Origin of the sequence: Escherichia sp. E4742, assembly GCF_005843885.1 — a bacterium.
Classification (GTDB): Bacteria; Pseudomonadota; Gammaproteobacteria; order Enterobacterales; family Enterobacteriaceae; genus Escherichia.
In genome coordinates this window covers 3,762,194-3,786,876 of sequence record NZ_CP040443.1, presented here as the reverse complement: position 1 = coordinate 3,786,876, position 24,683 = coordinate 3,762,194, and the positions used below count along the sequence as shown (strand labels likewise).

General features: G+C 49.5%; 22 protein-coding genes, 7 tRNA genes and 2 other RNA genes. 8 read left to right on the top strand and 23 right to left on the bottom strand.

The genetic code is table 11. From position 1 onward, the window contains the following. Positions 1-11 precede the first annotated feature (11 nt). The 21 genes from nadA to cydA all read right to left on the bottom strand — a co-directional run bounded on the left by nadA (position 12) and on the right by cydA (position 11,630). The gene (gene nadA / locus FEM44_RS18230) at positions 12-1,055 is read right to left on the bottom strand and encodes a quinolinate synthase NadA (protein WP_135522997.1); all 1,044 of its coding nucleotides are present in this window, start codon (positions 1,053-1,055) and stop codon (positions 12-14) included. A gap of 453 nt (positions 1,056-1,508) precedes the next feature. Further along, positions 1,509-1,634: non-coding RNA, RtT sRNA (locus FEM44_RS18225), on the bottom strand. 30 nt (positions 1,635-1,664) lie between these two features. Then, a non-coding RNA gene (locus FEM44_RS18220) (RtT sRNA) lies at positions 1,665-1,790 on the bottom strand. A gap of 30 nt (positions 1,791-1,820) precedes the next feature. Further along, positions 1,821-1,896 (bottom strand) — tRNA-Lys (locus tag FEM44_RS18215). Positions 1,897-1,929: 33 nt separating this feature from the next. Beyond that, a tRNA-Lys gene (locus tag FEM44_RS18210) sits at positions 1,930-2,005 on the bottom strand. A gap of 47 nt (positions 2,006-2,052) precedes the next feature. Beyond that, positions 2,053-2,128 (bottom strand) — tRNA-Lys (locus tag FEM44_RS18205). A 3-nt stretch (positions 2,129-2,131) separates the two neighbouring features. After that, positions 2,132-2,207, bottom strand: a tRNA-Val gene (locus FEM44_RS18200). Between the two features lie 51 nt (positions 2,208-2,258). After that, positions 2,259-2,334: transfer RNA gene (locus FEM44_RS18195), tRNA-Lys, on the bottom strand. 2 nt (positions 2,335-2,336) lie between these two features. Continuing rightward, positions 2,337-2,412 (bottom strand) — tRNA-Val (locus FEM44_RS18190). 26 nt (positions 2,413-2,438) lie between these two features. Beyond that, positions 2,439-2,514: transfer RNA gene (locus FEM44_RS18185), tRNA-Lys, on the bottom strand. A 164-nt stretch (positions 2,515-2,678) separates the two neighbouring features. Further along, complete coding sequence (gene cpoB / locus FEM44_RS18180; protein ID WP_130214946.1) at positions 2,679-3,470, bottom strand: cell division protein CpoB; 792 nt, start codon at positions 3,468-3,470, stop codon at positions 2,679-2,681. A 9-nt stretch (positions 3,471-3,479) separates the two neighbouring features. Then, positions 3,480-4,001 carry a peptidoglycan-associated lipoprotein Pal gene (pal, locus tag FEM44_RS18175; RefSeq protein ID WP_001295306.1) on the bottom strand — a complete coding sequence of 174 codons (522 nt, stop codon included), beginning with the start codon at positions 3,999-4,001 and terminating at the stop codon, positions 3,480-3,482. A 34-nt stretch (positions 4,002-4,035) separates the two neighbouring features. Beyond that, on the bottom strand, positions 4,036-5,328 hold the full coding sequence (gene tolB / locus FEM44_RS18170) for a Tol-Pal system beta propeller repeat protein TolB (protein WP_010352214.1): 1,293 nt from the start codon (positions 5,326-5,328) through the stop codon (positions 4,036-4,038). A 132-nt stretch (positions 5,329-5,460) separates the two neighbouring features. After that, positions 5,461-6,747, bottom strand: a complete 1,287-nt coding sequence (gene tolA, locus FEM44_RS18165) for a cell envelope integrity protein TolA (protein ID WP_135523001.1) — start codon at positions 6,745-6,747, stop codon at positions 5,461-5,463. A 63-nt stretch (positions 6,748-6,810) separates the two neighbouring features. Continuing rightward, positions 6,811-7,239, bottom strand: a complete 429-nt coding sequence (tolR, locus tag FEM44_RS18160; RefSeq protein ID WP_000090097.1) for a colicin uptake protein TolR — start codon at positions 7,237-7,239, stop codon at positions 6,811-6,813. A gap of 3 nt (positions 7,240-7,242) precedes the next feature. Continuing rightward, a complete protein-coding gene (gene tolQ / locus FEM44_RS18155; protein WP_000131310.1) occupies positions 7,243-7,935 on the bottom strand; it encodes a Tol-Pal system protein TolQ in 693 nt (230 codons plus the stop codon). Continuing rightward, positions 7,932-8,336 carry a tol-pal system-associated acyl-CoA thioesterase gene (gene ybgC, locus FEM44_RS18150; protein ID WP_001098372.1) on the bottom strand — a complete coding sequence of 135 codons (405 nt, stop codon included), beginning with the start codon at positions 8,334-8,336 and terminating at the stop codon, positions 7,932-7,934. The genes tolQ and ybgC overlap by 4 nt, the downstream gene beginning before the upstream one ends. Positions 8,337-8,485: 149 nt before the next feature. Then, positions 8,486-8,779 (bottom strand): cyd operon protein YbgE, encoded by a 294-nt coding sequence (gene ybgE / locus FEM44_RS18145; RefSeq protein WP_135523002.1) that lies wholly within the window; start codon positions 8,777-8,779, stop codon positions 8,486-8,488. Continuing rightward, entirely contained in the window at positions 8,779-8,892 is a 114-nt protein-coding gene (gene cydX, locus FEM44_RS18140) for a cytochrome bd-I oxidase subunit CydX (protein ID WP_000270283.1), read from the bottom strand. The genes ybgE and cydX overlap by 1 nt, the downstream gene beginning before the upstream one ends. Before the next feature lie 14 nt (positions 8,893-8,906). Continuing rightward, positions 8,907-10,046, bottom strand: coding sequence for a cytochrome d ubiquinol oxidase subunit II (gene cydB / locus FEM44_RS18135; RefSeq protein WP_135523003.1), 1,140 nt, complete (start codon positions 10,044-10,046; stop codon positions 8,907-8,909). 15 nt (positions 10,047-10,061) lie between these two features. Beyond that, on the bottom strand, positions 10,062-11,630 hold the full coding sequence (cydA, locus tag FEM44_RS18130) for a cytochrome ubiquinol oxidase subunit I (protein ID WP_135523028.1): 1,569 nt from the start codon (positions 11,628-11,630) through the stop codon (positions 10,062-10,064). 1,379 nt (positions 11,631-13,009) lie between these two features. On the opposite strand from cydA, the gene glmS reads away from it, so the two are divergent. The 8 genes from glmS (at position 13,010) to cobO (ending at position 21,799) form a co-directional block, all read left to right on the top strand. Beyond that, complete coding sequence (glmS, locus tag FEM44_RS18125; RefSeq protein WP_135523004.1) at positions 13,010-13,459, top strand: methylaspartate mutase subunit S; 450 nt, start codon at positions 13,010-13,012, stop codon at positions 13,457-13,459. Next, positions 13,459-14,847, top strand: coding sequence for a methylaspartate mutase accessory protein GlmL (glmL, locus tag FEM44_RS18120; RefSeq protein WP_135523005.1), 1,389 nt, complete (start codon positions 13,459-13,461; stop codon positions 14,845-14,847). Before glmS ends, glmL begins: the two co-directional genes overlap by 1 nt. An 18-nt stretch (positions 14,848-14,865) precedes the next feature. Then, the gene (locus FEM44_RS18115) at positions 14,866-16,311 is read left to right on the top strand and encodes a methylaspartate mutase subunit E (RefSeq protein WP_130209900.1); all 1,446 of its coding nucleotides are present in this window, start codon (positions 14,866-14,868) and stop codon (positions 16,309-16,311) included. Continuing rightward, complete coding sequence (locus FEM44_RS18110; protein ID WP_135523006.1) at positions 16,311-17,552, top strand: methylaspartate ammonia-lyase; 1,242 nt, start codon at positions 16,311-16,313, stop codon at positions 17,550-17,552. Before FEM44_RS18115 ends, FEM44_RS18110 begins: the two co-directional genes overlap by 1 nt. Positions 17,553-17,555: 3 nt before the next feature. Beyond that, positions 17,556-18,926, top strand: a complete 1,371-nt coding sequence (locus tag FEM44_RS18105) for an acyclic terpene utilization AtuA family protein (RefSeq protein ID WP_130222233.1) — start codon at positions 17,556-17,558, stop codon at positions 18,924-18,926. Next, positions 18,923-19,240 (top strand): DUF4387 domain-containing protein, encoded by a 318-nt coding sequence (locus tag FEM44_RS18100; RefSeq protein ID WP_130214960.1) that lies wholly within the window; start codon positions 18,923-18,925, stop codon positions 19,238-19,240. The genes FEM44_RS18105 and FEM44_RS18100 overlap by 4 nt, the downstream gene beginning before the upstream one ends. 294 nt (positions 19,241-19,534) lie before the next feature. Further along, entirely contained in the window at positions 19,535-21,187 is a 1,653-nt protein-coding gene (locus FEM44_RS18095) for a class I fumarate hydratase (protein ID WP_135523007.1), read from the top strand. Positions 21,188-21,196: 9 nt separating this feature from the next. Continuing rightward, entirely contained in the window at positions 21,197-21,799 is a 603-nt protein-coding gene (gene cobO, locus FEM44_RS18090; RefSeq protein ID WP_135523008.1) for a cob(I)yrinic acid a,c-diamide adenosyltransferase, read from the top strand. Between the two features lie 33 nt (positions 21,800-21,832). Here the strand turns inward: cobO and FEM44_RS18085 are convergent, their stop codons facing one another. Next, positions 21,833-22,738 (bottom strand): LysR family transcriptional regulator, encoded by a 906-nt coding sequence (locus FEM44_RS18085; RefSeq protein ID WP_135523009.1) that lies wholly within the window; start codon positions 22,736-22,738, stop codon positions 21,833-21,835. Positions 22,739-23,008: 270 nt separating this feature from the next. Continuing rightward, complete coding sequence (locus tag FEM44_RS18080; protein WP_135523010.1) at positions 23,009-24,679, bottom strand: HAL/PAL/TAL family ammonia-lyase; 1,671 nt, start codon at positions 24,677-24,679, stop codon at positions 23,009-23,011. Between the last annotated feature and the right edge of the window lie 4 nt (positions 24,680-24,683).

The following is a 24,683-nucleotide window of genomic DNA, read 5'->3' as shown; positions in this document are numbered from 1 at the left end:
CTTATTGTCAGTTATCCACGTAGTGTAGCCGCAAAATCCAGCATGCGGTTGAGCGGCACCAGCGCCCTCTCTCGCAGATTTTCGTCAACATGAACCTCGTGATTGCTTCCTCCCTGTTCCAGCGCCTCTGCGATGGCCTGAAGGCCATTCATTGCCATCCACGGACAATGAGCGCAACTTCGACAGGTAGCGCCCTCGCCTGCGGTTGGCGCTTCCAGCAATTCTTTATCTGGCACTGCCTGCTGCATTTTGTAGAAAATGCCCCGGTCAGTCGCCACAATCAGTTGCTGATGCGGCAATGTTTTTGCAGCGTTAATCAACTGACTTGTGGAACCAACAGCATCGGCCATATCGACAATAGCTTGTGGTGACTCCGGATGCACCAGTATGGCAGCATCAGGGTACTGTTTTTGTAAGCGGGTTAACGCCTGAGTCTTAAACTCGTCATGCACAATGCAGGCACCCTGCCAGCATAAAATATCCGCGCCCGTCTGTTTTTGTACGTAACGCCCCAGATGTTTGTCTGGTGCCCAGATGAGTTTTTCCCCCAGACTATCCAGATGATCAATGAGTCCAACAGCAATACTTGAAGTCACCACCCAGTCTGCACGCGCTTTTACTGCAGCAGAAGTGTTGGCGTAGACAACGACAGTACGATCGGGATGGGCATCGCAAAATGCGTTGAATTCTTCAATCGGACATCCGAGATCCAGTGAACATTCAGCCTGAAGTGTTGGCATCAGAATTGTTTTTTCCGGGCTGAGAATTTTGGCGGTTTCCCCCATAAATCTCACCCCAGCAACTAACAGCGTAGAAGCGGGATGCTTAGCACCGAAGCGGGCCATTTCCAGAGAATCAGAAATACAGCCACCGGTTTCTTCCGCCAGCTGTTGAATTTCAGGATCGGTATAGTAGTGGGCGACCATCACCGCATTACGTTCTTTTAGCAGACGTTTTATTTTCTCGCGGTAGTACGCTTTTTCATCAATGCTTAACGGCGTTGGCTTCGGTGGAAAAGGATATATCGCCGTTTCAGGATCAAACATCATGCTCATTTGGCTATCTCGTTTTACAGGCTTAACGTTTATACCGACATGAAGCGTTCAACCCGCTGCAATCGGCCTCAGTTGTTTTATATGCTAAACAAAATAGCCGAATGGTGAGGAAAAGTCACACGTATTACGCCTGATGTGCAGGATGCATCATTTTACGCCTAATTCCACCGACGTAGAGTTGCTTACGCAGCAAGCGCAGAGTATGTCATCAGGGTTAAGAATTGGAATTTTGGGATGCTTGAATAGCAAAAAGGCGCCTTTAGGGCGCTTTTCAGATTGTTCACAAAGTGCGCTTTGTTCATGCCGGATGCGGCGTAAACGCCTTATCCGGCCTACAAAACCATGCAAATTCAATGTATTGCATAAACCACGTAGGCCTGATAAGCGTAGCGCATCAGGCAGTTTTTGTGTTTGTCATCAGTCTCAAAGCGCCTTTAGGGCGCTTTTTTGCATTGGTGGGTCGTGCAGGATGACTCGCTTCGCTCGCCCTTCGGGCCGTCGCCGCGAGCGGCTCCGTTGTTTCGCTGCGCTCTACTCGAACCTGCTGCAGGTTCGAATCTTTGAGTATCGCAGATAGCAAAAAAGCGCCTTTAGGGCGCTTTTTTACATTGGTGGGTCGTGCAGGATGACTCGCTTCGCTCGCCCTTCGGGCCGTCGCCGCGAGCGGCTCCGTTGTTTCGCTGCGCTCTACTCGAACCTGCTGCAGGTTCGAATCTTTGAGTATCGCAGATAGCAAAAAAGCGCCTTTAGGGCGCTTTTTTACATTGGTGGGTCGTGCAGGATTCGAACCTGCGACCAATTGATTAAAAGTCAACTGCTCTACCAACTGAGCTAACGACCCCTTGCGGGATTATGCTGCTTTAATCATTCAGGATGGTGGGTCGTGCAGGATTCGAACCTGCGACCAATTGATTAAAAGTCAACTGCTCTACCAACTGAGCTAACGACCCATACGGGTGTTACCTGAAAGATTTTTACTCGGTGCCAATATTAAAATTGGTGGGTCGTGCAGGATTCGAACCTGCGACCAATTGATTAAAAGTCAACTGCTCTACCAACTGAGCTAACGACCCGAGTGGTGGGTGATGACGGGATCGAACCGCCGACCCCCTCCTTGTAAGGGAGGTGCTCTCCCAGCTGAGCTAATCACCCGATACTGCGCTGGATACTACAAACTACTTCCACCAAACCCACCGTAATTAGTGGTGGGTCGTGCAGGATTCGAACCTGCGACCAATTGATTAAAAGTCAACTGCTCTACCAACTGAGCTAACGACCCGGTGGTGGGTGATGACGGGATCGAACCGCCGACCCCCTCCTTGTAAGGGAGGTGCTCTCCCAGCTGAGCTAATCACCCGATACTACGCTGGATACTACTTAAAGTGGTGGGTCGTGCAGGATTCGAACCTGCGACCAATTGATTAAAAGTCAACTGCTCTACCAACTGAGCTAACGACCCACTTTTTCGTTGCTTACGGTTTGTTTGATATCCCGTGGCAACGGCGGCATATATTACTGATTTCAGACTTGAGCGCAACAAAAATTTCGATGTAGATCACTCAACTGCTTATGAATCGCACGACACGACCAGAAATAATGCGACTTCTGGTCGCGTGTTATGCATTACATGGCGTTCAGACGTTTTTGTGCCTGTTTGGCGCCATCAGTACCAGGGTACTTACTGATAACCTGTTGGTACACGGCTTTTGCTTTCGCAGTGTCACCTTTGTCCTGCATGATGACGCCGACCTTAAACATCGCATCTGCAGCCTTCGGTGACTTCGGATAGTTTTTCACTACCGAAGCAAAATAGTACGCCGCATCATCTTTCTTACCCTTGTTGTAGTTTAACTGACCCAGCCAATAATTGGCGTTGGGCAGGTAAGTTGAATCAGGATAATTTTTGATGAAATTCTGAAATGCCACCATCGCGTCATCCTGGCGGGATTTATCCTGTACCAGCGCAATAGCTGCATTGTAATCAGTGTTTGCATCGCCGCTTTTCACCGGCGCGCCAGCATTCGCAGTACCTGCATCAGCTGTTGGCGTCGTTGCCGCCGCCGCCCCGCTTTGATCGCCGCTGGCTGATTGTGCCGCTGCACCACCGCTGCTAAGGCTATCGATCTGCAACAAGATCTGCTTCTGCCGCTCCACGACCTGATTCAGTTGATACTGATTTTCCTGAATTTGACCACGCAGGGAATCAATATCGGACTGATTATCAGAGAGTTGCTGCTGGAGTTGGGTCAAAAGCTGGCTGTGAGCATTAGAAATACGCTCAAGTTGAGTGACGCGGTCTTCGACCGAGCCTGAGCCGACACTACTGATTGGTGCCTGAGCAAAAGCGGCCCAGGGGGCCGCTATACCAACCAGTAACGACAGACTCAATAGTTGATGTCTGAAGTTACTGCTCATGCAATTCTCTTAGTAAACCAGTACCGCACGACGGTTTTTGGAGTATGCCGCTTCGTCATGACCCAGTACTGCAGGTTTTTCTTTACCGTAAGAAACGATGGAGATCTGGTCTGCAGAAACGCCTTTACCCTGCAGGTACATCTTAACGGCGTTCGCACGACGTTCACCCAGGGAGATGTTGTATTCCGGAGTACCACGTTCGTCCGCGTGACCTTCTACGGTGACTTTGTAAGACGGGTTACTACGCAGGAAGTTTGCGTGTGCATCCAGCATTTGAGCGAAGTCAGAACGGATATCGTATTTGTCCAGATCGAAGTAAACGATGTTGTTCTGCTGCAGCTGTTGCATTTGCAGACGAGCCTGCTCTTCGGAAGACATGTTGCCATTTCCGCCGTTCGCATCCATGCCAGTGCCGGCACCCAGCATGCCTTCGCTGCCGTCATTGCTGGCGTTCTTGTTGGAAGAACATGCCGCAATTGCCATAACAGGCAGAGCAATCATCAGCCCTTTCAGCACTTTGTTCAGTTGCATTTCAATGATTCCTTTACTATTCAATTAATTATTATCACAGATACGGCGACCAGGCAGGAAATTTGACCTGTCCATCAGTTGCCGGAAGACGCGCTTTGAAACGCCCATCTGTAGAAACCAAATTCAGCACGGATCCCATCCCCTGAGAAGAGCTGTAGATTACCATAGTGCCGTTAGGTGCCAGACTTGGCGTTTCATCCAGGAACGTTGAGGACAGAACTTGTACGCCTCCCGTTACCAGATCTTGTTTGGCAATGTGCTGCTGCCCACCATTGGAGCTAACCATTACCATAAATTTACCGTCGCTGCTGACATCCGCATCCTGGTTCTGCGAACCTTCCCAGGTAATACGTTGCGGCGCACCGCCGTTGATATTCACTTTATAAACCTGCGGACGACCGGCCTGGTCAGAAGTGAAGGCCAGGTTCTGGCTGTCCGGGAACCAGGTCGGTTCAGTGTTGTTGCTGCGGCCATCTGTCACCTGACGGATTTGACCAGAGGCTAAATCCATTACGTACAGATTCAGGCTACCAGTTTTCGACAGAGCGAATGCCAGCTTGCTGCCGTCTGGCGAGAATGCAGGCGCACCGTTGTGACGCGGGAAGGAAGCCACCTGACGTACAGCGCCATTTGCCAGCGTCTGAATTACCAGCGCTGAACGACCGCTTTCGAAGGTAACATATGCCAGTTTAGAACCGTCCGGTGACCACGCCGGAGACATCAGCGGCTGCGGAGAACGGTGAACCACAAACTGGTTGTAGCCATCATAGTCAGACACACGCAACTCATACGGGAACTGGCCGCCATTGGTCTGAACAACATAGGCAATACGGGTACGGAACGCACCTTTAATGCCGGTCAGTTTTTCAAACACTTCATCACTGGCGGTATGGCCAGCGTAACGCAGCCATTGTTTGTTTACTTTGTATGAGTTCTGAGCAAGCACAGTACCCGGTGCACCGCCGGTATCAACCAGCTGATAAGCAACATTGTAAGAACCGTCCGGATTCGGAGTGACCTGACCTACAACGACAGCGTCAATGCCCAGCGCAGACCATGCAGCAGGTTGAACTTCCTGCGCGCTACCTGGCTGTTGAGGCAGACGAGCGCGATCTAACGGATTAAATTTACCGCTGTTACGCAAGTCAGCAGCAACGATGCCGCCAATATCTTCAGGTGCCGCACCTGGACCCGCCCACTGGAATGGAACGACACCAATAGGACGACCGGAATCTACACCACTGTCGATCACAATGCGGACTTCAGCATGCAGAACTGACGCCCACAGTATGAGAAAACCAAATGCTACTCGTAATGCCTGCTTCATCATATCTCCCTTATCTGGACAGATAGCCCACGATAATTTAGCAGAATGTTAACAAACTCAAATACACAAAACTACCAGAACCCTGCGCCAACCGATGTCTGATGTTGACCGCCGTGACGACCAACATCGCGATTACGGTTTGAAGTCCAATGGTGCGTTCTTGAACACTTCATATACTGCCTGGCTTGGTGGTTTCGGGATCTTCGCAAGTTTAGCTGCTGCCAACGCAGCCTGACAAAGAGCGGGATCGCCACCTTCAGGTTTGATATCCAGTAACATGCCATCCGGTGCCAGTTTTATGCGCAGCGTACAGGTTTTACCTGCATAGGACGATGCATCATAGAACTTACTTTCGATAGCAGATTTAATCTGCCCGGCATAGTTATTGATATCTGCGCCTGATGCGCCATTGTTTTTAGTATTACCACTCCCGGCAGGCGAAGCATTGTTCCCTTTCGCCCCTCCCCCCGTTTTCGGTGCATTCTTACCAGAGCTTAGCTCACCGAAAATATCATCTGCCTCCGCGGCAGCTTTTGCTGCAGCCGCTTTTTCAGCTGCTGCTTTTGCCGCTGCGGCTTTTTTGTCTGCGGCGGCTTTTTTGTCTGCGGCGGCTTTTTCTGCCGCTGCTTTCTTATCAGCTGCTGCCTTTTCAGCAGCCGCTTTTTCTGCTGCTTTTTTGTCGGCTGCTGCTTTTTCAGCGGCGGCTTTCTTATCTGCAGCCGCCTTTTCAGCAGCCGCTTTCTGCTCAGCTTCTGCCTTCGCTTTTTCAGCAGCTTCAGTTGCCGCTTTCTTTCTTGCTTCAGCTTCTGCCGCTTCCGCTTTCTTCTTCAGCGCCGCTGCAGCTTTGGCGGCTTCGGCCTCAGCTTTTTTCTGCGCTTCGGCTGCGGCTTTGGCGGCTTCTGCTTCTGCTTTTTTCTTCGCGTCCGCAGCCGCTTTCTTCGCTGCTTCTTCGGCAGCTTTGGCTTCCGCTTCAGCCTTCGCTTTAGCATCTGCCGCCGCTTTCGCTGCTGCCTCTTCCGCTTGCTTCTGCTTTAACTCGGCCTGTTTAGCGGCTTCTTCAGCCTGTTTCTTCTGTTCCTGAGCAGCTAACCGTTCTTTCTCAAGCTGCTTCAGGCGTTCCTGTTCAGCCGCTTGTTTCTCACGCAGTTCTTCAGCAGCCTGCTGTTCCTTCATCTTGCGCTGCTCTTCAGAACGCTTCGCGCTTGATTCCTGGCTTTGCATACGTTTGTACTGCTTAACTACCGCACCTGAATCAACCATTACAGCGTCGATGGACGAACCACCGCCGCCTCCGGCTGAAGCTTCTATATTCTCATCGAACGAACTCCAGATCAGCGCTGCAAATAAGATGACATGCAGCACTGCTGAAATAATTATCGCCCGTTTGAGCTTGTCGTTTTGTTCGGTTGCCTTTGACACTCTCGGTTCCCAAAAACTGTTCGCCTGTTACCCGCTCTCTAAAAGCAAGGGAAACGCAGATGCTTAAATAGGCTGCGTCATTAAACCAACCGATTTCACACCCGCACTGTGTAACAAGTTCAGCGCTTTAATTATTTCATCGTAAGGCACATCTTTTGCGCCACCGATCAGAAAGACCGTTTTCGGGTTGGCCTTGAAACGGCTGGATACTTCCGCCACCACCTGCTCTGGAGGTAAACGCTCCAGACGATCTTTCTCAACCACCACGGTGTACTGACCAATACCAGACACTTCAACAATCACAGGCGGATTATCGTTACTGCTCACCGCCTGTGATTCAGTAGCGTCTGGCAGATCGACCTCCACGCTCTGGGTGATGATTGGCGCTGTCGCCATAAAGATCAGCAACAGCACCAGCAGTACGTCCAGCAACGGTACAATGTTGATTTCGGACTTGAGATCGCGACGACCTCGTCCACGCGCTCTGGCCATGGCTTACCCCTTGTTGCTCTCGCTAACGGTAAACGCCTGGCGGTGCAGAATCGCGGTAAACTCTTCCATAAAGTTGTCGTAATTCAGTTCCAGTTTGTTTACGCGCTGGTTGAGGCGGTTGTAGGCCATAACCGCCGGAATAGCGGCGAACAGACCGATTGCTGTAGCAATCAACGCTTCTGCGATGCCTGGAGCAACCATTTGCAATGTTGCCTGCTTCACCGCGCCGAGAGCGATAAAGGCATGCATGATCCCCCAGACTGTACCGAACAGACCGATATACGGGCTGATGGAACCCACAGTGCCGAGAAACGGAATGTGCGTTTCCAGATTTTCCAGCTCACGGTTCATGGAAATACGCATCGCGCGCGACGCGCCTTCCACTACGGCTTCCGGTGCATGGCTGTTAGCACGATGCAGGCGCACAAATTCTTTGAACCCACTGTAAAAGATTTGTTCCGACCCCGAGAGATTATCTCGTTTTCCCTGGCTCTCCTGATAGAGGCGAGAAAGTTCGATTCCAGACCAGAATTTATCCTCAAACGCTTCGGCTTCGCGAGCCGCGGCGTTAAGAATACGGGTCCGCTGGATAATAATGGCCCAGGATGCGATTGAAAAACCAATCAAAATCAACATGATAAGTTTAACCAGAAGGCTCGCCTTCAGGAACAAATCAAGGATATTCATGTCAGTCACTGCTTAAACTCCGCGACAATAGACTTGGGAAGCGCACGAGGCTTCATTTTGAGTGGGTCAACGCAAACAATCAGAACCTCGGCTTCATTCAGCAGAGTATTCTCAGCGTTGACAATACGTTGCGTGAAAACCAAAGAGGTGCCACGCATTGATGTTATTTCAGTCTGTATTTCGAGCATATCGTCGAGCCGCGCAGGCGCATAATATTCCACCGTCATCTTACGCACCACGAAGGCAACGCGTTCAGCCATCAGCGCCTGTTGACTGAAGTGATGATGACGCAGCATCTCTGTGCGTGCTCTTTCATAAAAAGCGATGTAACTGGCGTGGTACACCACACCACCGGCATCGGTATCTTCATAGTAGACGCGAACCGGCCATCGAAACAGCGTTGTATTCACTTTACATCCCGGTAATGCAACAAAAGTTAGAACTTTTAAACGCTGCTACTATACGCGCGCGATTGAGGTTTGGGAATGAGGGCAAGTTAAGGGAGCGTAAAAATTTATGGACTGTTGAAGGTCCATAAATTTTTAAAGAGAATTCTGATTTAAAAGAAGCAGAAAATCAGCCCGACAATGAGAACGATATCGGCAAGCAGTGGGCAAAAAATCCCTTGCCAAAGAACCTTCTGCGGACGAAAACCCACGCCGTGAATTACGCCAGCACAGACGGCCCACATCAGCAATAAACCATGCCAGATTTCCAGTTCACTGGTCTTCGCGGCAAAACGTGATGGGTCCCAAAACATACATCCTGCTAACAGAAGCGCCATCACGAAGGAAAGCGCCCGCAGGGGGCGCTTGTCCATTACCGCATACAAGGTTGCGATAATCTTACTCATCAGCTGTCTTCTTGACCGGCTTTACCTGATTCGACGTGCTCAAGCGCCAGCGCGGTGATTACCCCAAACGAACAGGCAAGAAGCGTTCCCAGAATCCATGCGAAATACCACATTTTTAGCTCCTTACTTAGTACAGAGAGTGGGTGTTACGTTCAATATCTTCTTTGGTGATACGTCCGAACATTTTCCAGTAACACCAGGCGGTGTAGAGCAGAATGATCGGAACCAGAACCACCGCAACCCAGGTCATGACGTTAAGCGTCAGCTGGCTGGAAGTTGCATCCCACATTGTCAGACTTGCATTCATCATGGTGCTGGACGGCATCACAAACGGGAACATCGCGACACCGGCAGTCAGGATGATGCAGGCTAGCGTCAGGGAGGAAAACACAAACGCCCACGCGGCTTTATCCATACGTGCAGTCAGGATGGTCAGCAGCGGCAGAACAACACCCAGCGCCGGAATAGCCCACAGAATCGGCATATTGTTGAAGTTCACCAACCATGCGCCAGCTTCACGAACCACTTCTTTATTCAGCGGGTTAGATGCTGCGTAATGGTCCATTGTCGATTTAACGACATAACCGTCGATACCGTACATCACCCATACACCCGCCAGTGCGAAGCAGACCAGCGTCACCAGTGCCGCCACCTGAGCCGTTGCACGGGTACGCAGGTGCAGCTCGCCCACGGTACGCATTTGCAGGTAGGTCGCGCCCTGAGTAATGATCATCCCTACGCTCACCACACCAGCCAGCAGGCCGAACGGGTTAAGCAGCTGGAAGAAGTTACCGGTGTAGTACAGACGCAGATATTCATCAACGTTGAACGGTACGCCCTGCAACAGGTTGCCGAACGCTACACCAATCACCAGCGGCGGAACGAAGCTACCAATGAAGATGCCCCAGTCCCACATGTTACGCCAGCGGGTTTCTTCAATCTTGGAGCGATAATCAAAACCGACCGGACGGAAGAACAAAGACGCCAGCACAAGGATCATCGCCACATAGAAGCCGGAGAACGCAGCAGCATAGACCATCGGCCAGGCAGCAAACAGTGCGCCGCCTGCGGTGATAAGCCAAACCTGGTTACCGTCCCAGTGTGGGGCGATGGAGTTAATCATAATTCGACGCTCGGTGTCGTTACGACCGAGGAAACGGGTGAGCATGCCCACCCCCATGTCGAAACCGTCAGTGACTGCAAAACCAATCAGCAGAATGCCAACCAGCAGCCACCAGATAAAACGCAATACTTCATAATCGATCATTTGACGACTCCTGTCTTAGCGTGCCGGCTGAGTAGTCGTGGAGGACTGCTCAAAGTGATAGCGACCGGTTTTCAGGCTGCTTGGGCCGAGGCGTGCAAACTTGAACATTAAGAACAATTCTGCCACCAGGAACAGGGTATACAGGCCGCAAATCAGCACCATCGAGAAGATGAGGTCGCCTGCGGTCAGTGACGAGTTCGCCACGGCGGTAGGCAGCACTTCACCGATAGCCCACGGTTGGCGACCATATTCGGCAACGAACCAGCCCGCTTCTACAGCAATCCACGGCAGCGGAATACCGTACAGCGCGGCGCGCAGCAGCCATTTTTTCTCGCCAATGCGGTTGCGGATGACACTCCAGAAGGAGAGCGCAATGATTGCCAGCAGCAGGAAGCCACACGCCACCATAATACGGAACGCGAAGTACAGCGGCGCTACACGCGGAATGGAGTCTTTGGTTGCCTGTTGAATCTGAGCTTCAGTCGCATCAGCCACGTTTGGTGTATAGCGTTTCAGCAGCAGACCGTAACCGAGGTCTTTCTTCATGCTATTGAACTGGTCACGAACCGCCTGGTCGGTAGTACCAGAACGCAGTTGTTCGAGCAAAGAGTACGCTTTCATCCCGTTACGGATGCGTTCTTCATGCTGAACCATCAGCTCTTTCAGGCCGATAACTGGCGTATCCACGGAACGCGTTGCAATGATGCCCAGCGCGTAAGGGATCTGGATCGCAAATTTGTTCGTCTGCTCATCCTGATCAGGAATACCGAACAGAGTAAAGGCAGCAGGCGCAGGTTGCGTTTCCCACTCGGCTTCAATTGCAGCCAGTTTGGTTTTCTGCACGTCGCCCATTTCGTAACCGGATTCATCACCCAGAACAATAACAGACAGAACGGCAGCCATACCGAAGCTTGCAGCGATAGCAAAGGAGCGTTTAGCGAAGGCGAAGTCACGGCCTTTCAGCATATACCATGCGCTGATACCGAGGATGAACATCGCGCCAGTCACATAACCAGAGGCTACAGTGTGAACGAATTTCACCTGAGCAACCGGGTTAAGCACCAGTTCGGAGAAGCTCACCATCTCCATACGCATGGTTTCGAAATTGAAATCGGACGCGATTGGGTTTTGCATCCAGCCGTTCGCAACCAGAATCCACAGTGCGGACAGGTTTGAACCGAGCGCCACCAGCCAGGTAACACACATATGCTGAACTTTACCCAGACGATCCCAACCGAAGAAGAACAGACCTACAAAGGTGGATTCGAGGAAGAAGGCCATCAGACCTTCGATTGCCAGCGGCGCACCGAAGATATCCCCTACATAGTGGGAATAGTAAGACCAGTTAGTCCCGAACTGGAACTCCATGGTCAGACCGGTTGCCACACCCAGAGCAAAGTTGATACCAAACAACTTGCCCCAGAACTTGGTCATATCTTTATAAATCTGTTTGCCGGAAAGGACGTAGACCGTTTCCATAATGGCCAGCAGGAACGCCATACCGAGCGTCAGCGGCACAAAAAGGAAGTGGTACATCGCGGTCAAGGCAAACTGTAAGCGCGACAGTTCGACTATATCTAACATCATGACTCCTTGCTCATCGCATGAAGACTCCGAGAGTGAACCCCGTTAGAAAGGGTCACACGCATGCCCCAATACAAAATTATTTGCTCGCCCCTATCGTTGCCATTTCATCAAAAGAGGAAAGACAATGATAAAAAAGTTACAAATATGTTAATGAATAAACCAAATTGATCCCGTAATTATATTACGCCGCAAAATCCTTACAATAAACAGGTTTTTATTGAGCAAATTTGCATTTTTCGACAGTGATCAATTTATAGCGAAATTGTCACCATCCCACCAATTTGATCTACGACAATTTATCGCGTTTTGCAGATTTTTTTCAAGAATTAAAAATTGATTTATATCAAAATCAATCAGATATGTTAACCATGTATAATCTATAGATCATTAGTAATTTTATTGTTAATTTATTGTAACTAAATAGCGCAGCAAAATTACCGCTATGAAAATGCATAGATAAAAAACCAGTATTTTATTTAACAGAACCGCCTTACCTACTTTTTATAAGACTAATTGATTAGATTAGCCAATTTGTTGTCATTTTACATAACATATTTTTATCAAAGTTAATTGATTGTTGTCTTTATGAGCACCAATCTTTACCCCGGAATGTTATTGTTGCTTTGCTAATAATCACATTGAAGGATGGATTTGTAGAATGCAGGAAGAAGGGAAAGAGAGCTTTTAAGCTAAATTGCATCTGATATAAATATTTTTCTCCTCTTTATATTCAATGAACGGCTCAGTGAGCCAACATCAAACAACATGAGATTCAATAACTAAGTTTATCCTGTGTTGGTATATGTAAATTATCTTTATTACCCCAGCAGCAAGACGAGACAATGAAACGGTATTATATCTGGACGTTATTGAACACCAGCCCACTCTAAGTAATACGTTCCACTGCTCAAGAATAATCATTTGAGTAGAAGTGATTAATTAGGTCCAATGAATAGCACAACCCCAAATGAGTTATTAACCATTTGTTACTTTAAACATTACCGTTACAATTTCATGTTAAGACGGCAGTAAATTGCATTAATAATGCACACTAAACTTTATGAACTACTTTTATAACCAGCCTCCCCTAAAAAATACAAATCAGATGTTGATCACAAATATATCAATACATTAAATCAATATAATTTGAAAAATTAAAATCAATAACAACCATATACGTAACCTATTGAAATAGCCGTCATATTTAAAGTAACCACATAAACAAGCATTTTCCGAAAGATATTTTGAAAATAGATCAATTGCAACCTGACGACAGGACACAGACACTCCAGTGTTATTAATCATGTGCCACAGAAAACGGCCATAAATACGACGTGTGTAACTTATTTTACTCTCTGTCTTACAAAGGATTACCCATGAAGAAAGCAACACTAGTGCTTGGCGTTATTGGTGCCGACTGCCATGCAGTTGGCAATAAAGTTCTGGATCGCGTTTTTACTTCTCATGACTTCAGAGTCATAAACCTGGGCGTAATGGTCAGCCAGGATGAATATATTGATGCTGCCATTGAAACTGGCGCTGACGCGATAGTGGTTTCTTCTATCTATGGGCATGGAGATATCGACTGTCTGGGCATGCGTGAACGCTGCATCGAACGTGGGCTGGGCGACATTCTGCTCTATGTAGGAGGAAACCTGGTGGTGGGTAAACATGACTTCGCTGACGTGGAAATCAAATTCAAAGAGATGGGTTTTGACCGCGTCTTCGCCCCCAGTCATGACTTAGAAGATGTCTGCCAGCTGATGGCCAACGATATCAACCAGCGTCATGGTGTTAAAACACGTATTTTCGAAGAGGCCATCTGATGCAAATCGTCTCTGTCGATATTGGATCGACGTGGACCAAAGCTGCCCTCTTTACCCGGGAGGGGGACGCGTTAACGCTGGTTAACCACGTTCTGACCCCAACCACCACGCATCATCTGGCCGATGGTTTTTTCTCAAGCCTGAATCAGGTGTTAAACGTAGATAACGCCCTCCCTCTGTTAAAAAGCGGCGAAGTCGCATTGAAGTACTCCTCTTCAGCCAAAGGTGGACTGGCGGTTGCCGCAATGGGATTAGTGCCTTCTATTACCCTGGAATCCGCGAAAGTAACCGCTCACTCTGCTGGCGCTAAAATTGCACAACATTACTCCTACAAGTTGAACCGCCGTGATATTCAGGCACTGGAAGAGTCACCCCCCGATATCCTCTTGTTCACGGGCGGCACCGATGGCGGAGAAGAGAGTTACGGGCTAAATAACGCCCGTATGCTGGCGGAATCAAAACTCGAGTGCGCCATTATTTATGCCGGAAACAGGGACATTCAGGACAATATACAGGACATCCTCGGGCATAAAGATCTGACTATCGTCGATAACGTCCTGCCTGACCTTGAAAATCCCTCCCCTTTCGCCGCGCGACAGGCCATCTGCGACATTTTCCTCAAACGCATTGTTAAAGGAAAAGGGCTGGATGTCATTGTTGATGAAACGGGCGAAGAGCCGATGCCAACGCCGTGGACAGTTTTTGAACTGGTTAAGGCAATCAGTAATGTCGATAGCAGTTGGAAAGAGTTCATGCTGATCGACATGGGCGGCGCAACCACCGATATGTATTCTGCCTGTGCCAATAATCTCTCACCCGACACCGTTTTACACGGCGTACCGGAACCCTTCGTAAAACGGACCGTTGAAGGCGATCTGGGAATGCGCGTCTCAGCCATGGTGGTTGGTGAAAGCGCAAAAGACTTAGTTAATGTGATCTTTTCTCAGCACCCCACGCAGCAGGACGCTTTTTATCATTATCTCCGTCATTTGGTTGCACATCCCGACCATTTACCCACTAACGCAGAAGAAAAATATTTCGATACTGTGCTGGCTGGGCTGTGTGTTGGTTACGCCACTGAACGTCATGCTGGCACCAAAAAAGAGGTCTGCACCTGCGTCGGCAATGTCGATTTACAGATGGGACGCGACCTGACCACCGTGCGCAAAGTCGTTGGTTCCGGTGGATGGCTGTCGCGCGCCAGCCAGTTTGATATTCATCACTGGCTGAAGTACCGCGAGTTAAACGACGACGGCAAACGCATTCTCTTACCGACCGAATTTGAATATTACCGCGATTCACGGGGGCTATTTCCACTGCTGGCAAACGTCGCCAGAGTCGATCCGCAGGCCGCCGCGCGTACCAGTATTCAATGCTTAACCCTATAACAATTAAGGTAGCAATCAATGGAACTTCGAAATAAGAAATTAACCCATGACGAATTCATGACCGAGCGGCAACAGGTACTGAAAACCTGGGAAACCGGCAAGGATGTTGAAAACTTCGAAGATGGCGTTAAATATCAACAAACTATTCCTGATCACAAACGCTTCTCCCTTGCCCTACTGAAAGCAGACCTGGAAGGTAAAACGCTTAGCCAACCGCGCGCAGGCGTGGCGTTGATGGACGAACACATCGAGCTACTGAAAACACTGCAAGATGAGTGCGATTTGCTGCCGAGCACCATCGATGCCTATACCCGTCTGAATCGTTACGAAGAAGCCGCGGTAGGGATTAAAAAATCCATCGAAGCCGGAACCTCTAAACTGAACGGTTTACCGGTGGTTAACCACGGCGTCGCAGCATGCCGTCGTCTGACCGAAACCTTGCAAAAACCGTTACAGATCCGCCATGGCACACCAGATGCGCGGCTGCTGGCTGAAATCTCAATGGCCAGCGGCTTCACCAGCTATGAAGGCGGCGGCATTTCCTACAATATTCCGTATGCCAAACGCGTAACGCTGGAAAAATCGATCCGCGACTGGCAGTACTGCGACCGTTTAATGGGGCTGTATGAAGAGCACGGAATTCGCATCAACCGCGAACCGTTTGGCCCGCTTACAGGTACCTTGATTCCACCGTTTATCTCGCACTCTATTGCGATAATCGAAGGCTTGCTGGCACTGGAACAGGGCGTGAAATCTATCACTGTCGGTTATGGTCAGGTCGGAAGCCTGACGCAAGATATTGCGGCGATCCAGTCTCTGCGGGAACTCGCTCACGAATACTTCCAGAATCATGGCTATGCAGAGTACGAATTAAGTACGGTGTTCCACCAGTGGATGGGCGGTTTTCCGGAAGACGAGTCAAAAGCGTTCGCGATTATCTCCTGGGGCGCGGCGGTTGCCGGAATGTCGGGCGCGACCAAAGTAATCACCAAGAGTCCGCATGAAGCCTGGGGCATCCCTACCGCTGCCGCCAACGTGCAGGGACTGAAAGCCTCCCGACAAATGCTAAATATGGTTAGCGATCAGAAATTCCCACCGTGTCCTGCGGTGGAACTGGAAGTTGAGCTGATTAAGAGTGAAGTTCGCGCCGTGCTGAATAAAGTGTTCGAACTGGGGAATGGGGATATCGCGCGCGGTACGGTGCTGGCATTTGAAGCGGGCGTACTGGATGTGCCGTTTGCGCCAGCTGCCTGCAACGCGGGCAAAATTCTTCCGGTCCGTGACAACACCGGCGCGATACGCGTGCTGGAAGCCGGCGCCGTTCCGTTGCCAAAAGACATTCTCGACCTTCACCACGATTATGTTGCCGAACGCGCACGCTTTGAAGGACGCCAACCGACATTCCAGATGGTTGTAGATGACATCAATGCTGTATCCCACAGTAAATTAATAGGAAGACCATAATGAAAATAAAACAGGCCCTGTTCACCGCTGGCTACTCCTCATTCTATTTCGATGACCAGCAGGCGATAAAAAACGGAGCGGGCCACGACGGATTTTTTTATACCGGGGAGCCGGTTACGTCTGGTTTTAGCGCAGTACGTCAGGCCGGGGAGTGCGTTTCAGTTCAGTTGATTCTGGAAAATGGCGCGGTCGCGGTTGGTGACTGTGCTGCGGTACAGTACTCCGGGGCAGGCGGTCGCGATCCGCTGTTCCTCGCCGAGCATTTTATTCCGTTCCTTAATGACCATATCAAACCGTTACTGGAAGGCCGCGATGTGGATGCGTTTGTGCCGAACGCCCGTTTTTTCGACAAGCTACGTATTGACGGCAACTTGCTGCATACCGCCGTGCGCTATGGATTATCGCAGGCGTTGCTTGACGCTACCGCGCTGGCAACGGGCCGTCTGAAAACTGAAGTCGTTTGCGATGAATGGCAGCTACCGCGCGTGGCAAAATCCATTCCTTTCTTTGGTCAGAGCGGCGACGATCGGTATATCGCCGTCGATAAGATGATCCTTAAAGGGATCGACGTACTGCCCCATGCGCTGATTAATAACGTCGAAGAGAAGCTGGGCTTTAAGGGCGAAAAACTGCGCGAATATATCCGCTGGTTGTCAGATCGCATTCTGAGCAAACGCACCAGCGCTCGCTACCACCCTACGCTGCACATCGATGTATACGGCACCATCGGTCTGATCTTCGACATGGATCCTGTTCGCTGCGCGCAATACATCGCCAGCCTGGAAGAAGAAACACAAGGTCTGCCGCTGTACATTGAAGGTCCGGTCGATGCCGGTAACAAACCTGACCAAATTCGCCTGTTGACTGCCATCACCAAAGAGCTGACGCGCCTCGGTTCCGGCGTGAAAATTGTCGCCGACGAATGGTGTAACACCTACCAGGATATCGTTGATTTCACTGATGCAGCCAGTTGCCACATGGTGCAAATCAAAACGCCTGATCTGGGCAGTATTCATAACATCGTCGATGCGGTTCTGTACTGCAACAGCCACGGAATGGAAGCTTATCAGGGTGGCACCTGTAACGAAACCGATGTCAGCGCCCGAACTTGTGTCCACGTAGCTCTTGCCGCGCGTCCCATGCGGATGCTGGTGAAACCGGGGATGGGGTTTGACGAAGGCCTCGACATCGTGTTCAACGAAATGAATCGTACTATCGCGCTGATGCTGGCTAAGGATTAACAGATGGCTCGTTCTTTTAAAGTCTTATCACCTACTGCGATCCTCGGTTACGGCTTCCCTGAAGAGAGCTTCCGCAAAGCGATGGCGGAATCTCCCGATCTGATCGCCGTTGATGCCGGATCTTCCGATCCTGGCCCGCACTATCTGGGGGCGGGTAAGCCCTTTACCGACCGCGCGGGAGTTAAACGCGACCTGCGCTATATGATAACCGCAGGCGTGCAAAATAATATTCCAGTGGTGATCGGGACGGCCGGTGGTTCTGGCGCAGCCCCGCATTTGGAGTGGTGTCGTCAAATTATTCACGAGATTGCGCAAGAGGAAAAACTTTCGTTTTCGATGGCGCTGATCCCGGCGGACGTTGACAAAGCCATCGTCCACCAGGCACTGGATAACGGCAAAATAACGGCGCTGGATTTTGTCCCGCCGTTAACACACGACGCGATTGACGAAAGTACCTATATCGTCGCGCAAATGGGCATCGAGCCCTTCCAGCGGGCGCTGAAAGAAGGCGCACAGGTGGTGCTGGGCGGCCGGGCTTATGATCCGGCCTGCTTTGCCGCGCTACCCATCATGCAAGGCTTTGACGAAGGGCTGGCGCTGCACTGTGGGAAAATTCTCGAATGTGCAGCAATTGCCGCGACGCCAGGCTCCGGCTCTGACTGTGCGATGGGCATCATCGACGATAATGGCTTCACGCTGAAGACGTTCAATCCGCAGCGTAAATTCACCGAAACATCCGCAGCCGCGCATACGCTGTATGAGAAATCGGACCCGTACTTCCTGCCGGGACCAGGTGGTGTTCTGAATCTGAAAGGCTGCACCTTCAAAGCCGTAAACGACGGTGAAGTTTATGTCAGCGGTTCTAAGCATGAAGAAACGCCATATGCCCTGAAACTGGAAGGTGCACGGCAGGTGGGCTTCCGCTGCCTGACCATCGCAGGCACTCGCGACCCAATAATGATCGCCGGGATCGACAAAATCATTGAAGATGTCAAAGCCAGCGTAACGCGCAACCTGTCGCTGACCGATGACAGCATTCGAATGACATTCCACCTGTACGGTAAAAATGGGGTCATGGGCGACCACGAGCCCATGGAAACTGCCGGACATGAACTGGGGATCGTCCTGGATGTGGTCGCGCCGACGCAAGAAATCGCCAACAGTGTTTGTTCACTGGTGCGCTCCACTATGCTGCATTACGGTTATGAAAATCGCATCGCCACTGCGGGCAACCTGGCGTTCCCATTCTCCCCTTCTGATATCCAGAGCGGACCCGTATACGAGTTTTCTATCTATCACCTGATTGAAGCCAACGACGCACTGCGGTTTGATTTCCATATTGAACAGGTGACGCCAGAAGGAGTTCAGGCATGAAACAGTCAATTGTCTCACTGGCGCAAGTCATTCGTTCGAAAAATGCTGGCCCCTACGAACTGGTGTTAGATATTTTATTTAAAACGAAAGAAAACTATGAGCGAGTTAAATCATCAGGGCAATTAACTCCAGAGCTGATTGCGCGCTTATATCATGTTGAACCTGACTTTATTCATCGTATTGTCTGGTTTGATCCTTCTAATGCAGTAAAAATCGTCATGCCACGAGATATTATCTCCGGGAATGTGGGCGATAATGATGTTTATGGTGCGCAGCAGCACGCACCTTTATTAAGCATTCATTTTGACATTTAATAATTAATACTGTTTAGATTATCAATCCCATAAATGTACCTGCACAGATTTCTTTATGTCAGGTACATTTATCTAAACATATCAATAAAATAGATTACGAAGCTGCCAGCATTATCACAACTGGAATAACTGGTGGCCTACGTTCCCCTAAAAATCATACAACAACCACACGTAATTAAACAAAAAATACTTAAACCAATACCGAATGACATCGTGATATAACTCATCCAGTCTCTGCTGGAAAAAAGACTACCTTATCATTCGGTAAAAATAACCACAATGTGAGAACACATCATGTCCAAACCATTTATCTGGCAAGAACCGTTTTTACAATATAAAGACGCAACGGAATATAAATTAATCAGCGATCAATATATTACAGTAACGGAAATAGACGGCGAAGAAGTGATAAAAGTCGCTCCGGAAGCATTAACGTTGCTTGCCCGGGAGGCATTTTATGAAGCCTCTTTTTTCTTACGTCCCGTTCACCTGCAACAAGTCGCCAGCATTCTGAACGATCCGCAGGCCAGCAGTAATGACAGATATGTGGCCTTGCAGCTACTACGCAATGCCGAAGTCTCAGCAAAAGGGATATTACCCAACTGCCAGGACACCGGCACCGCCACCATTGTCGCCAGTAAAGGGCAACACATCTGGACCGGAGGTAACGACGCAGAAGCCTTAAGCAAAGGTATTTACACCACTTTCCAGGAAAATAATCTGCGCTTTTCACAAAATGCGCCACTGGATATGTATACCGAAGTCAATACACAAACCAATCTTCCGGCGCAGATTGATATCAGCGCCGTCCCCGGCGACGAGTACCATTTTCTGTGTGTCAATAAAGGGGGTGGCTCCGCCAATAAAGCTGCGCTTTACCAGGAAACTAAATCTCTCCTGCAACCAGAAAAACTGACTGCATTTTTAATCGAAAAAATGAAATCGCTGGGAACTGCCGCCTGTCCGCCCTACCACATCGCCTTTGTCGTCGGGGGACTTTCTGCCGATCAGGCGCTAAAAGTCGCCAAACTAGCGTCGACAAAATACTACGATAATCTGCCCACCAGTGGAAACGAGCAGGGACAAGCCTTCCGCGATGTTGAGCTGGAAAAAACCTTGCTCGACGCCAGCCAACAATTTGGTATTGGTGCTCAGTTTGGTGGCAAATATTTCGCTCATGATATTCGTGTTATTCGTCTACCGCGCCACGGCGGCTCCTGCCCAATCGCTATGGCACTCTCCTGTTCCGCCGATCGAAATATTAAAGCCAAAATTAACAAGCACGGCATCTGGCTGGAAAAACTCGAACATAATCCGGGGCAACATATTCCAGCCTCAATGCGGGAAGACAATCACACGCATAACGTACAGATTGATCTAACTCGTCCATTGCGTGAGGTAATGCAGGATCTCGCCACATTACCGATCGGCACACGTGTGTCGCTAAGCGGCCCCATCGTAGTGGCGCGTGATATCGCCCACGCCAAAATAAAAGAACGACTGGATAACGGCGAACCGATGCCGGATTACCTGAAACATCATATTGTCTATTACGCTGGCCCCGCGAAAACACCGGAAAATATGGCCTGTGGTTCTCTTGGGCCCACCACGGGCGGTCGAATGGACGGTTATGTCGACGCCTTCCAGGCGGCTGGCGGCAGTCTGGTGATGTTATCGAAAGGCAACCGCAGCCAGCAGGTTACCGATGCCTGTCACAAACATGGCGGCTTTAATCTGGGAAGTATCGGCGGTGCGGCGGCGTTACTGGCACAAGAATATGTCAAAAGCCTGCATTGCCTGGAATATCCGGAGTTGGGCATGGAAGCAGTGTGGATGATGGAGGTTGAAAACTTGCCTGCGTTCATTCTGGTGGATGATAAAGGCAATAATTTCTTTAGTCAGTTTGAGCAGCAACACCGTTGCGCCAATTGCTCCGCCGGGCATTAAGGAAAGTGAATGGAAGCGCGGATTTCAACTGAACGGCATATTCAGCGCCAGCAGAAACTGAAAGAACAGGTCGACACACGCATCGCGGCGGCGACGGAGAAAAAAGGAATATTGATTGTTTTCACTGGTAACGGAAAAGGAAAATCCACCGCCGCTTTTGGTACCGTGACGCGCGCCGTAGGTCATGGCAAAACGGTTGGCGTTGCGCAGTTCATCAAGGGACAGTGGGACAACGGCGAATATAACCTTCTCCATCCACTGGGCGTTGAATTTCATATTATGGGAACAGGTTTTACCTGGGAGACACAGAATCGGCAAGCGGATATCGACGCGGCGAAAGAGGTCTGGTCTGAATGCAAGCGGATGCTGGCTGATGAGCGTTACGATTTAGTGGTGCTCGATGAGCTGACCTACATGCTGGCTTACCATTATCTGGATACCGAAGATGTGATCGCTTCGCTACAAAATCGCCCGGCGCAGCAAAACGTCATTGTCACCGGACGCGGCTGCCATAATGAGATAGTAAAAATGGCGGATACGGTAAGCGAAATCCGCCCCGTCAAGCATGCTTTTGATAACGGTATTCAGGCACAGCCTGGTATCGACTGGTAATGACTGCGCCTGGCATCTCGCCAGGCGCAGGTTTTACATCTCCTCCGGTACGACCGATTTTGCCAGCAACCACTCACGAAAGAGTTGCAAGTGCGGATAATCAGCCTTCTCTTCCCGCCACGTCATAATAAAGCGATTGCCGGTACGAATAGGCACATCACACGGAATCACCATGTCACCGCTGTCTAAATCGTGTTGAATTGCAAACCGGGGCAGGAGCGCCACACCGAGATTAGATCGCACGGCGGCAATCAACATTGAAAGTAAATCAAAACGTGGCCCGTTATTCACCAACGGACTACTAACGCCAGACAATGCAAACCACTCTTCCCAACCAGTAATACGGGTGCTTTGATGCAGCAGTGGTAGCTCACTTAATAGCTCTGCAACAGACAGTTTTTGGTCAGGAAGTGAAAGTAAACTGCCGCTGCATACCGGCAGGATCTCTTCCTCAAAGAGATATTCTACCTCCGACCAGGGCGCACAAAAATTTTCGCGCATAATGACGGCATCGTATTCCCGATTAAGAAAATCCCCGTTATTAGCTAATGAGTGAATATTGACAATAATATCGGGATACAATTTATTGAACTCACGTAAATTGGGGATCAACCAGTGCGTGCTGAAAGTAGGATTGACAGCAAGCTCAATAACCTGAACCATAGGCTGCCAGGTCATTATAGTATTTGTATCACGTTCAAGTTTATTCAAAGTTTCTTTAACAATTCCCAGATAATGCTTTCCGGCATCATTAAGAAATATTCTTTTTTTAGAATGCGCAAATAATGATATATGTAGAAACTCTTCCAGTGCGCTAACTTGCCTGAATACTGCGCTTTGGGTTAACGCTAACTCCTCTGCCGCTCTGGTATAACTTTCATGGCGTGCGACTACCTCAAAAGTTACCAGCAGTTCCGTTTTAGGTATTTTTCCTCTCATAATGCCGTCCCTTAAAAATAGTTTAAACTATCAAAAAACCATTACTTATTGCTAAGTAATGGCAACCAAAGCAGCAATAGATATTTTATAAAAATCATGATCGATATTTATAACCCAGCAAGCCCGGCGTGACAATTGTCTCAATCAGATAATAATAATCCGAAAAGCAAATCGCCCTTCGGATTATTATGATTCAAGTTAAGTGAAGATTATTAAATTGATGGCAATTATCATATCTATGGATATTATGATAAACAATCAACTAAAATTTTATTTTTGATTTATAGCATATCCTTCTAAGAATTTTTGCGAAGCTGCAATATCTGGGGTAAAGACCCGATCCTGAATGACAAAAGGCACGACCTTTCTGTATTCGGTAAACATTGCTTTGGTGGATTTTCCTAATGCCAGTTGTGGATCGGTCTGCAACCGTAAATCGAGAGCCTGTGCGGAATGCATCAGTTCAATGCCATAAATCACGTTCAGATTATCGACAACCTGTTTCAATCTTCTGGCCGCGTGGTCGTTATTGGCGCCTGTATCTTCTATACCTCCGGCAACCGGTTGAATATCGAAAGAAACAGGATTCGCGAGATCGACGTTTTCCGCATGCAGCGCGACAAACGGAATATGCAGCGAACCGAAGCCGTGACCTTTATTACCGGGTGCCGACAGGAAGCGCGTTAAACCGGTAAAGTGCTCATCTTCCAGGTGCAGCGAGCGACGCATACTGTTATGCGAAACATGTACCAACGCCACGGTCAGACGCTGAGTGGCAAGCGCAACAGGTAACGATTCGAAGTTCGCCGTCGGGAAGATCCCGCCGCTGACTGCGCCATCTTTAACAAAATATTGCGCGACCTGACTGGAGTCCTGATACGCCTTGTCAGCATTCAGCACCGTTGCTGGGTTGTCATCGGAACTGTTGATTTGTACGGTTATGATCTCTTCAGCATCATGCAAAGCGCGTACTGATTCAGCAATGGTATATACCGTAGTTCTGAACGATAACGGATCTTGCAATGCACGTTTGTCATCTTTATGCCATAAATATGAACCGTTTAACGCATCGCGAATCTCTTTTGCTGAGTCAGCCAACTGCGGGAAAGGACGCACGGCAATTGACTGCGGCAGTACTGGTGCGACGTTACCATTCAACGCTTCCAGACTCATAGCGAAAACCACCGGGCTGACATTCAGCAACTGACGTGCCGAACGAACAGCTTCGATAGCGTAGGCTGTCCCGACGCTGTTGTTCGACAAAATCGCCAGCATATCTTTACCCTGTGGCACCAGTGGCTTAAGTCCCACTTTCGCCAGCGCGTCACCACCGCTCATTTGCACGCCATTTACTCGGGCTTTCCATTCCCCCATCATCACCAGACCAACGTGCGAAGCGAGCATAATATCCGCTGCGCCGATGCTTCCCCGCGCCGGAATTAACGGTGTAACGCCGCGATTAATAAATTCAGCATACAACTCGGCAATATAAGGCTGCGCGCCGGTTTGCCCATGCAGCATGGTATTTAAACGTAATACCATTGAAAGGCGTGCCAGATAATCCGGTAACATCGGACCAACGCCCGCAGAATGGGCGCGCAGCGCGGCAGCATTAAATTTTTTCGACGCATCAATCACCTCTAGCGTTAAATTTCCTTTGGCATCAAATATCGGCTGGTCTTTATTTAGCCCCACGCCTACGGTTAAACCATAAACGGGTGTTCCAGAATGCGCGGCGGTCATCACCAGTTCATAACTTTTTTCCATTCTGTCCAGAGCTTTCGGCGCGATTTTGACGTCGTTATCACCTAACGCAATTGACCAGGCCTGGTCAATGGAAAGATGTTCGCCATCCAGAGTAATGGTTGATTTCGCAATCGCGATGGAGCAAACGCTCCAGAGCACAACGGTGACAGTGACTCTTCGTATCAATCCTTTCATTGTG

What these genes read in the sequence shown, in the direction of transcription:
- nadA (WP_135522997.1), bottom strand. Translation starts at nt 1,055, where the DNA reads ATGAGCATGATGTTTGATCCTGAAACGGCGATATATCCTTTTCCACCG.
- cpoB (WP_130214946.1), bottom strand. Translation starts at nt 3,470, where the DNA reads ATGAGCAGTAACTTCAGACATCAACTATTGAGTCTGTCGTTACTGGTT.
- pal (WP_001295306.1), bottom strand. Translation starts at nt 4,001, where the DNA reads ATGCAACTGAACAAAGTGCTGAAAGGGCTGATGATTGCTCTGCCTGTT.
- tolB (WP_010352214.1), bottom strand. Translation starts at nt 5,328, where the DNA reads ATGAAGCAGGCATTACGAGTAGCATTTGGTTTTCTCATACTGTGGGCG.
- tolR (WP_000090097.1), bottom strand. Translation starts at nt 7,239, where the DNA reads ATGGCCAGAGCGCGTGGACGAGGTCGTCGCGATCTCAAGTCCGAAATC.
- ybgE (WP_135523002.1), bottom strand. Translation starts at nt 8,779, where the DNA reads ATGAGTAAGATTATCGCAACCTTGTATGCGGTAATGGACAAGCGCCCC.
- cydX (WP_000270283.1), bottom strand. Translation starts at nt 8,892, where the DNA reads ATGTGGTATTTCGCATGGATTCTGGGAACGCTTCTTGCCTGTTCGTTT.
- cydB (WP_135523003.1), bottom strand. Translation starts at nt 10,046, where the DNA reads ATGATCGATTATGAAGTATTGCGTTTTATCTGGTGGCTGCTGGTTGGC.
- cydA (WP_135523028.1), bottom strand. Translation starts at nt 11,630, where the DNA reads ATGTTAGATATAGTCGAACTGTCGCGCTTACAGTTTGCCTTGACCGCG.
- glmS (WP_135523004.1), top strand. Translation starts at nt 13,010, where the DNA reads ATGAAGAAAGCAACACTAGTGCTTGGCGTTATTGGTGCCGACTGCCAT.
- glmL (WP_135523005.1), top strand. Translation starts at nt 13,459, where the DNA reads ATGCAAATCGTCTCTGTCGATATTGGATCGACGTGGACCAAAGCTGCC.
- FEM44_RS18115 (WP_130209900.1), top strand. Translation starts at nt 14,866, where the DNA reads ATGGAACTTCGAAATAAGAAATTAACCCATGACGAATTCATGACCGAG.
- FEM44_RS18110 (WP_135523006.1), top strand. Translation starts at nt 16,311, where the DNA reads ATGAAAATAAAACAGGCCCTGTTCACCGCTGGCTACTCCTCATTCTAT.
- FEM44_RS18105 (WP_130222233.1), top strand. Translation starts at nt 17,556, where the DNA reads ATGGCTCGTTCTTTTAAAGTCTTATCACCTACTGCGATCCTCGGTTAC.
- FEM44_RS18100 (WP_130214960.1), top strand. Translation starts at nt 18,923, where the DNA reads ATGAAACAGTCAATTGTCTCACTGGCGCAAGTCATTCGTTCGAAAAAT.
- FEM44_RS18095 (WP_135523007.1), top strand. Translation starts at nt 19,535, where the DNA reads ATGTCCAAACCATTTATCTGGCAAGAACCGTTTTTACAATATAAAGAC.
- cobO (WP_135523008.1), top strand. Translation starts at nt 21,197, where the DNA reads ATGGAAGCGCGGATTTCAACTGAACGGCATATTCAGCGCCAGCAGAAA.
- FEM44_RS18085 (WP_135523009.1), bottom strand. Translation starts at nt 22,738, where the DNA reads ATGAGAGGAAAAATACCTAAAACGGAACTGCTGGTAACTTTTGAGGTA.
- FEM44_RS18080 (WP_135523010.1), bottom strand. Translation starts at nt 24,679, where the DNA reads ATGAAAGGATTGATACGAAGAGTCACTGTCACCGTTGTGCTCTGGAGC.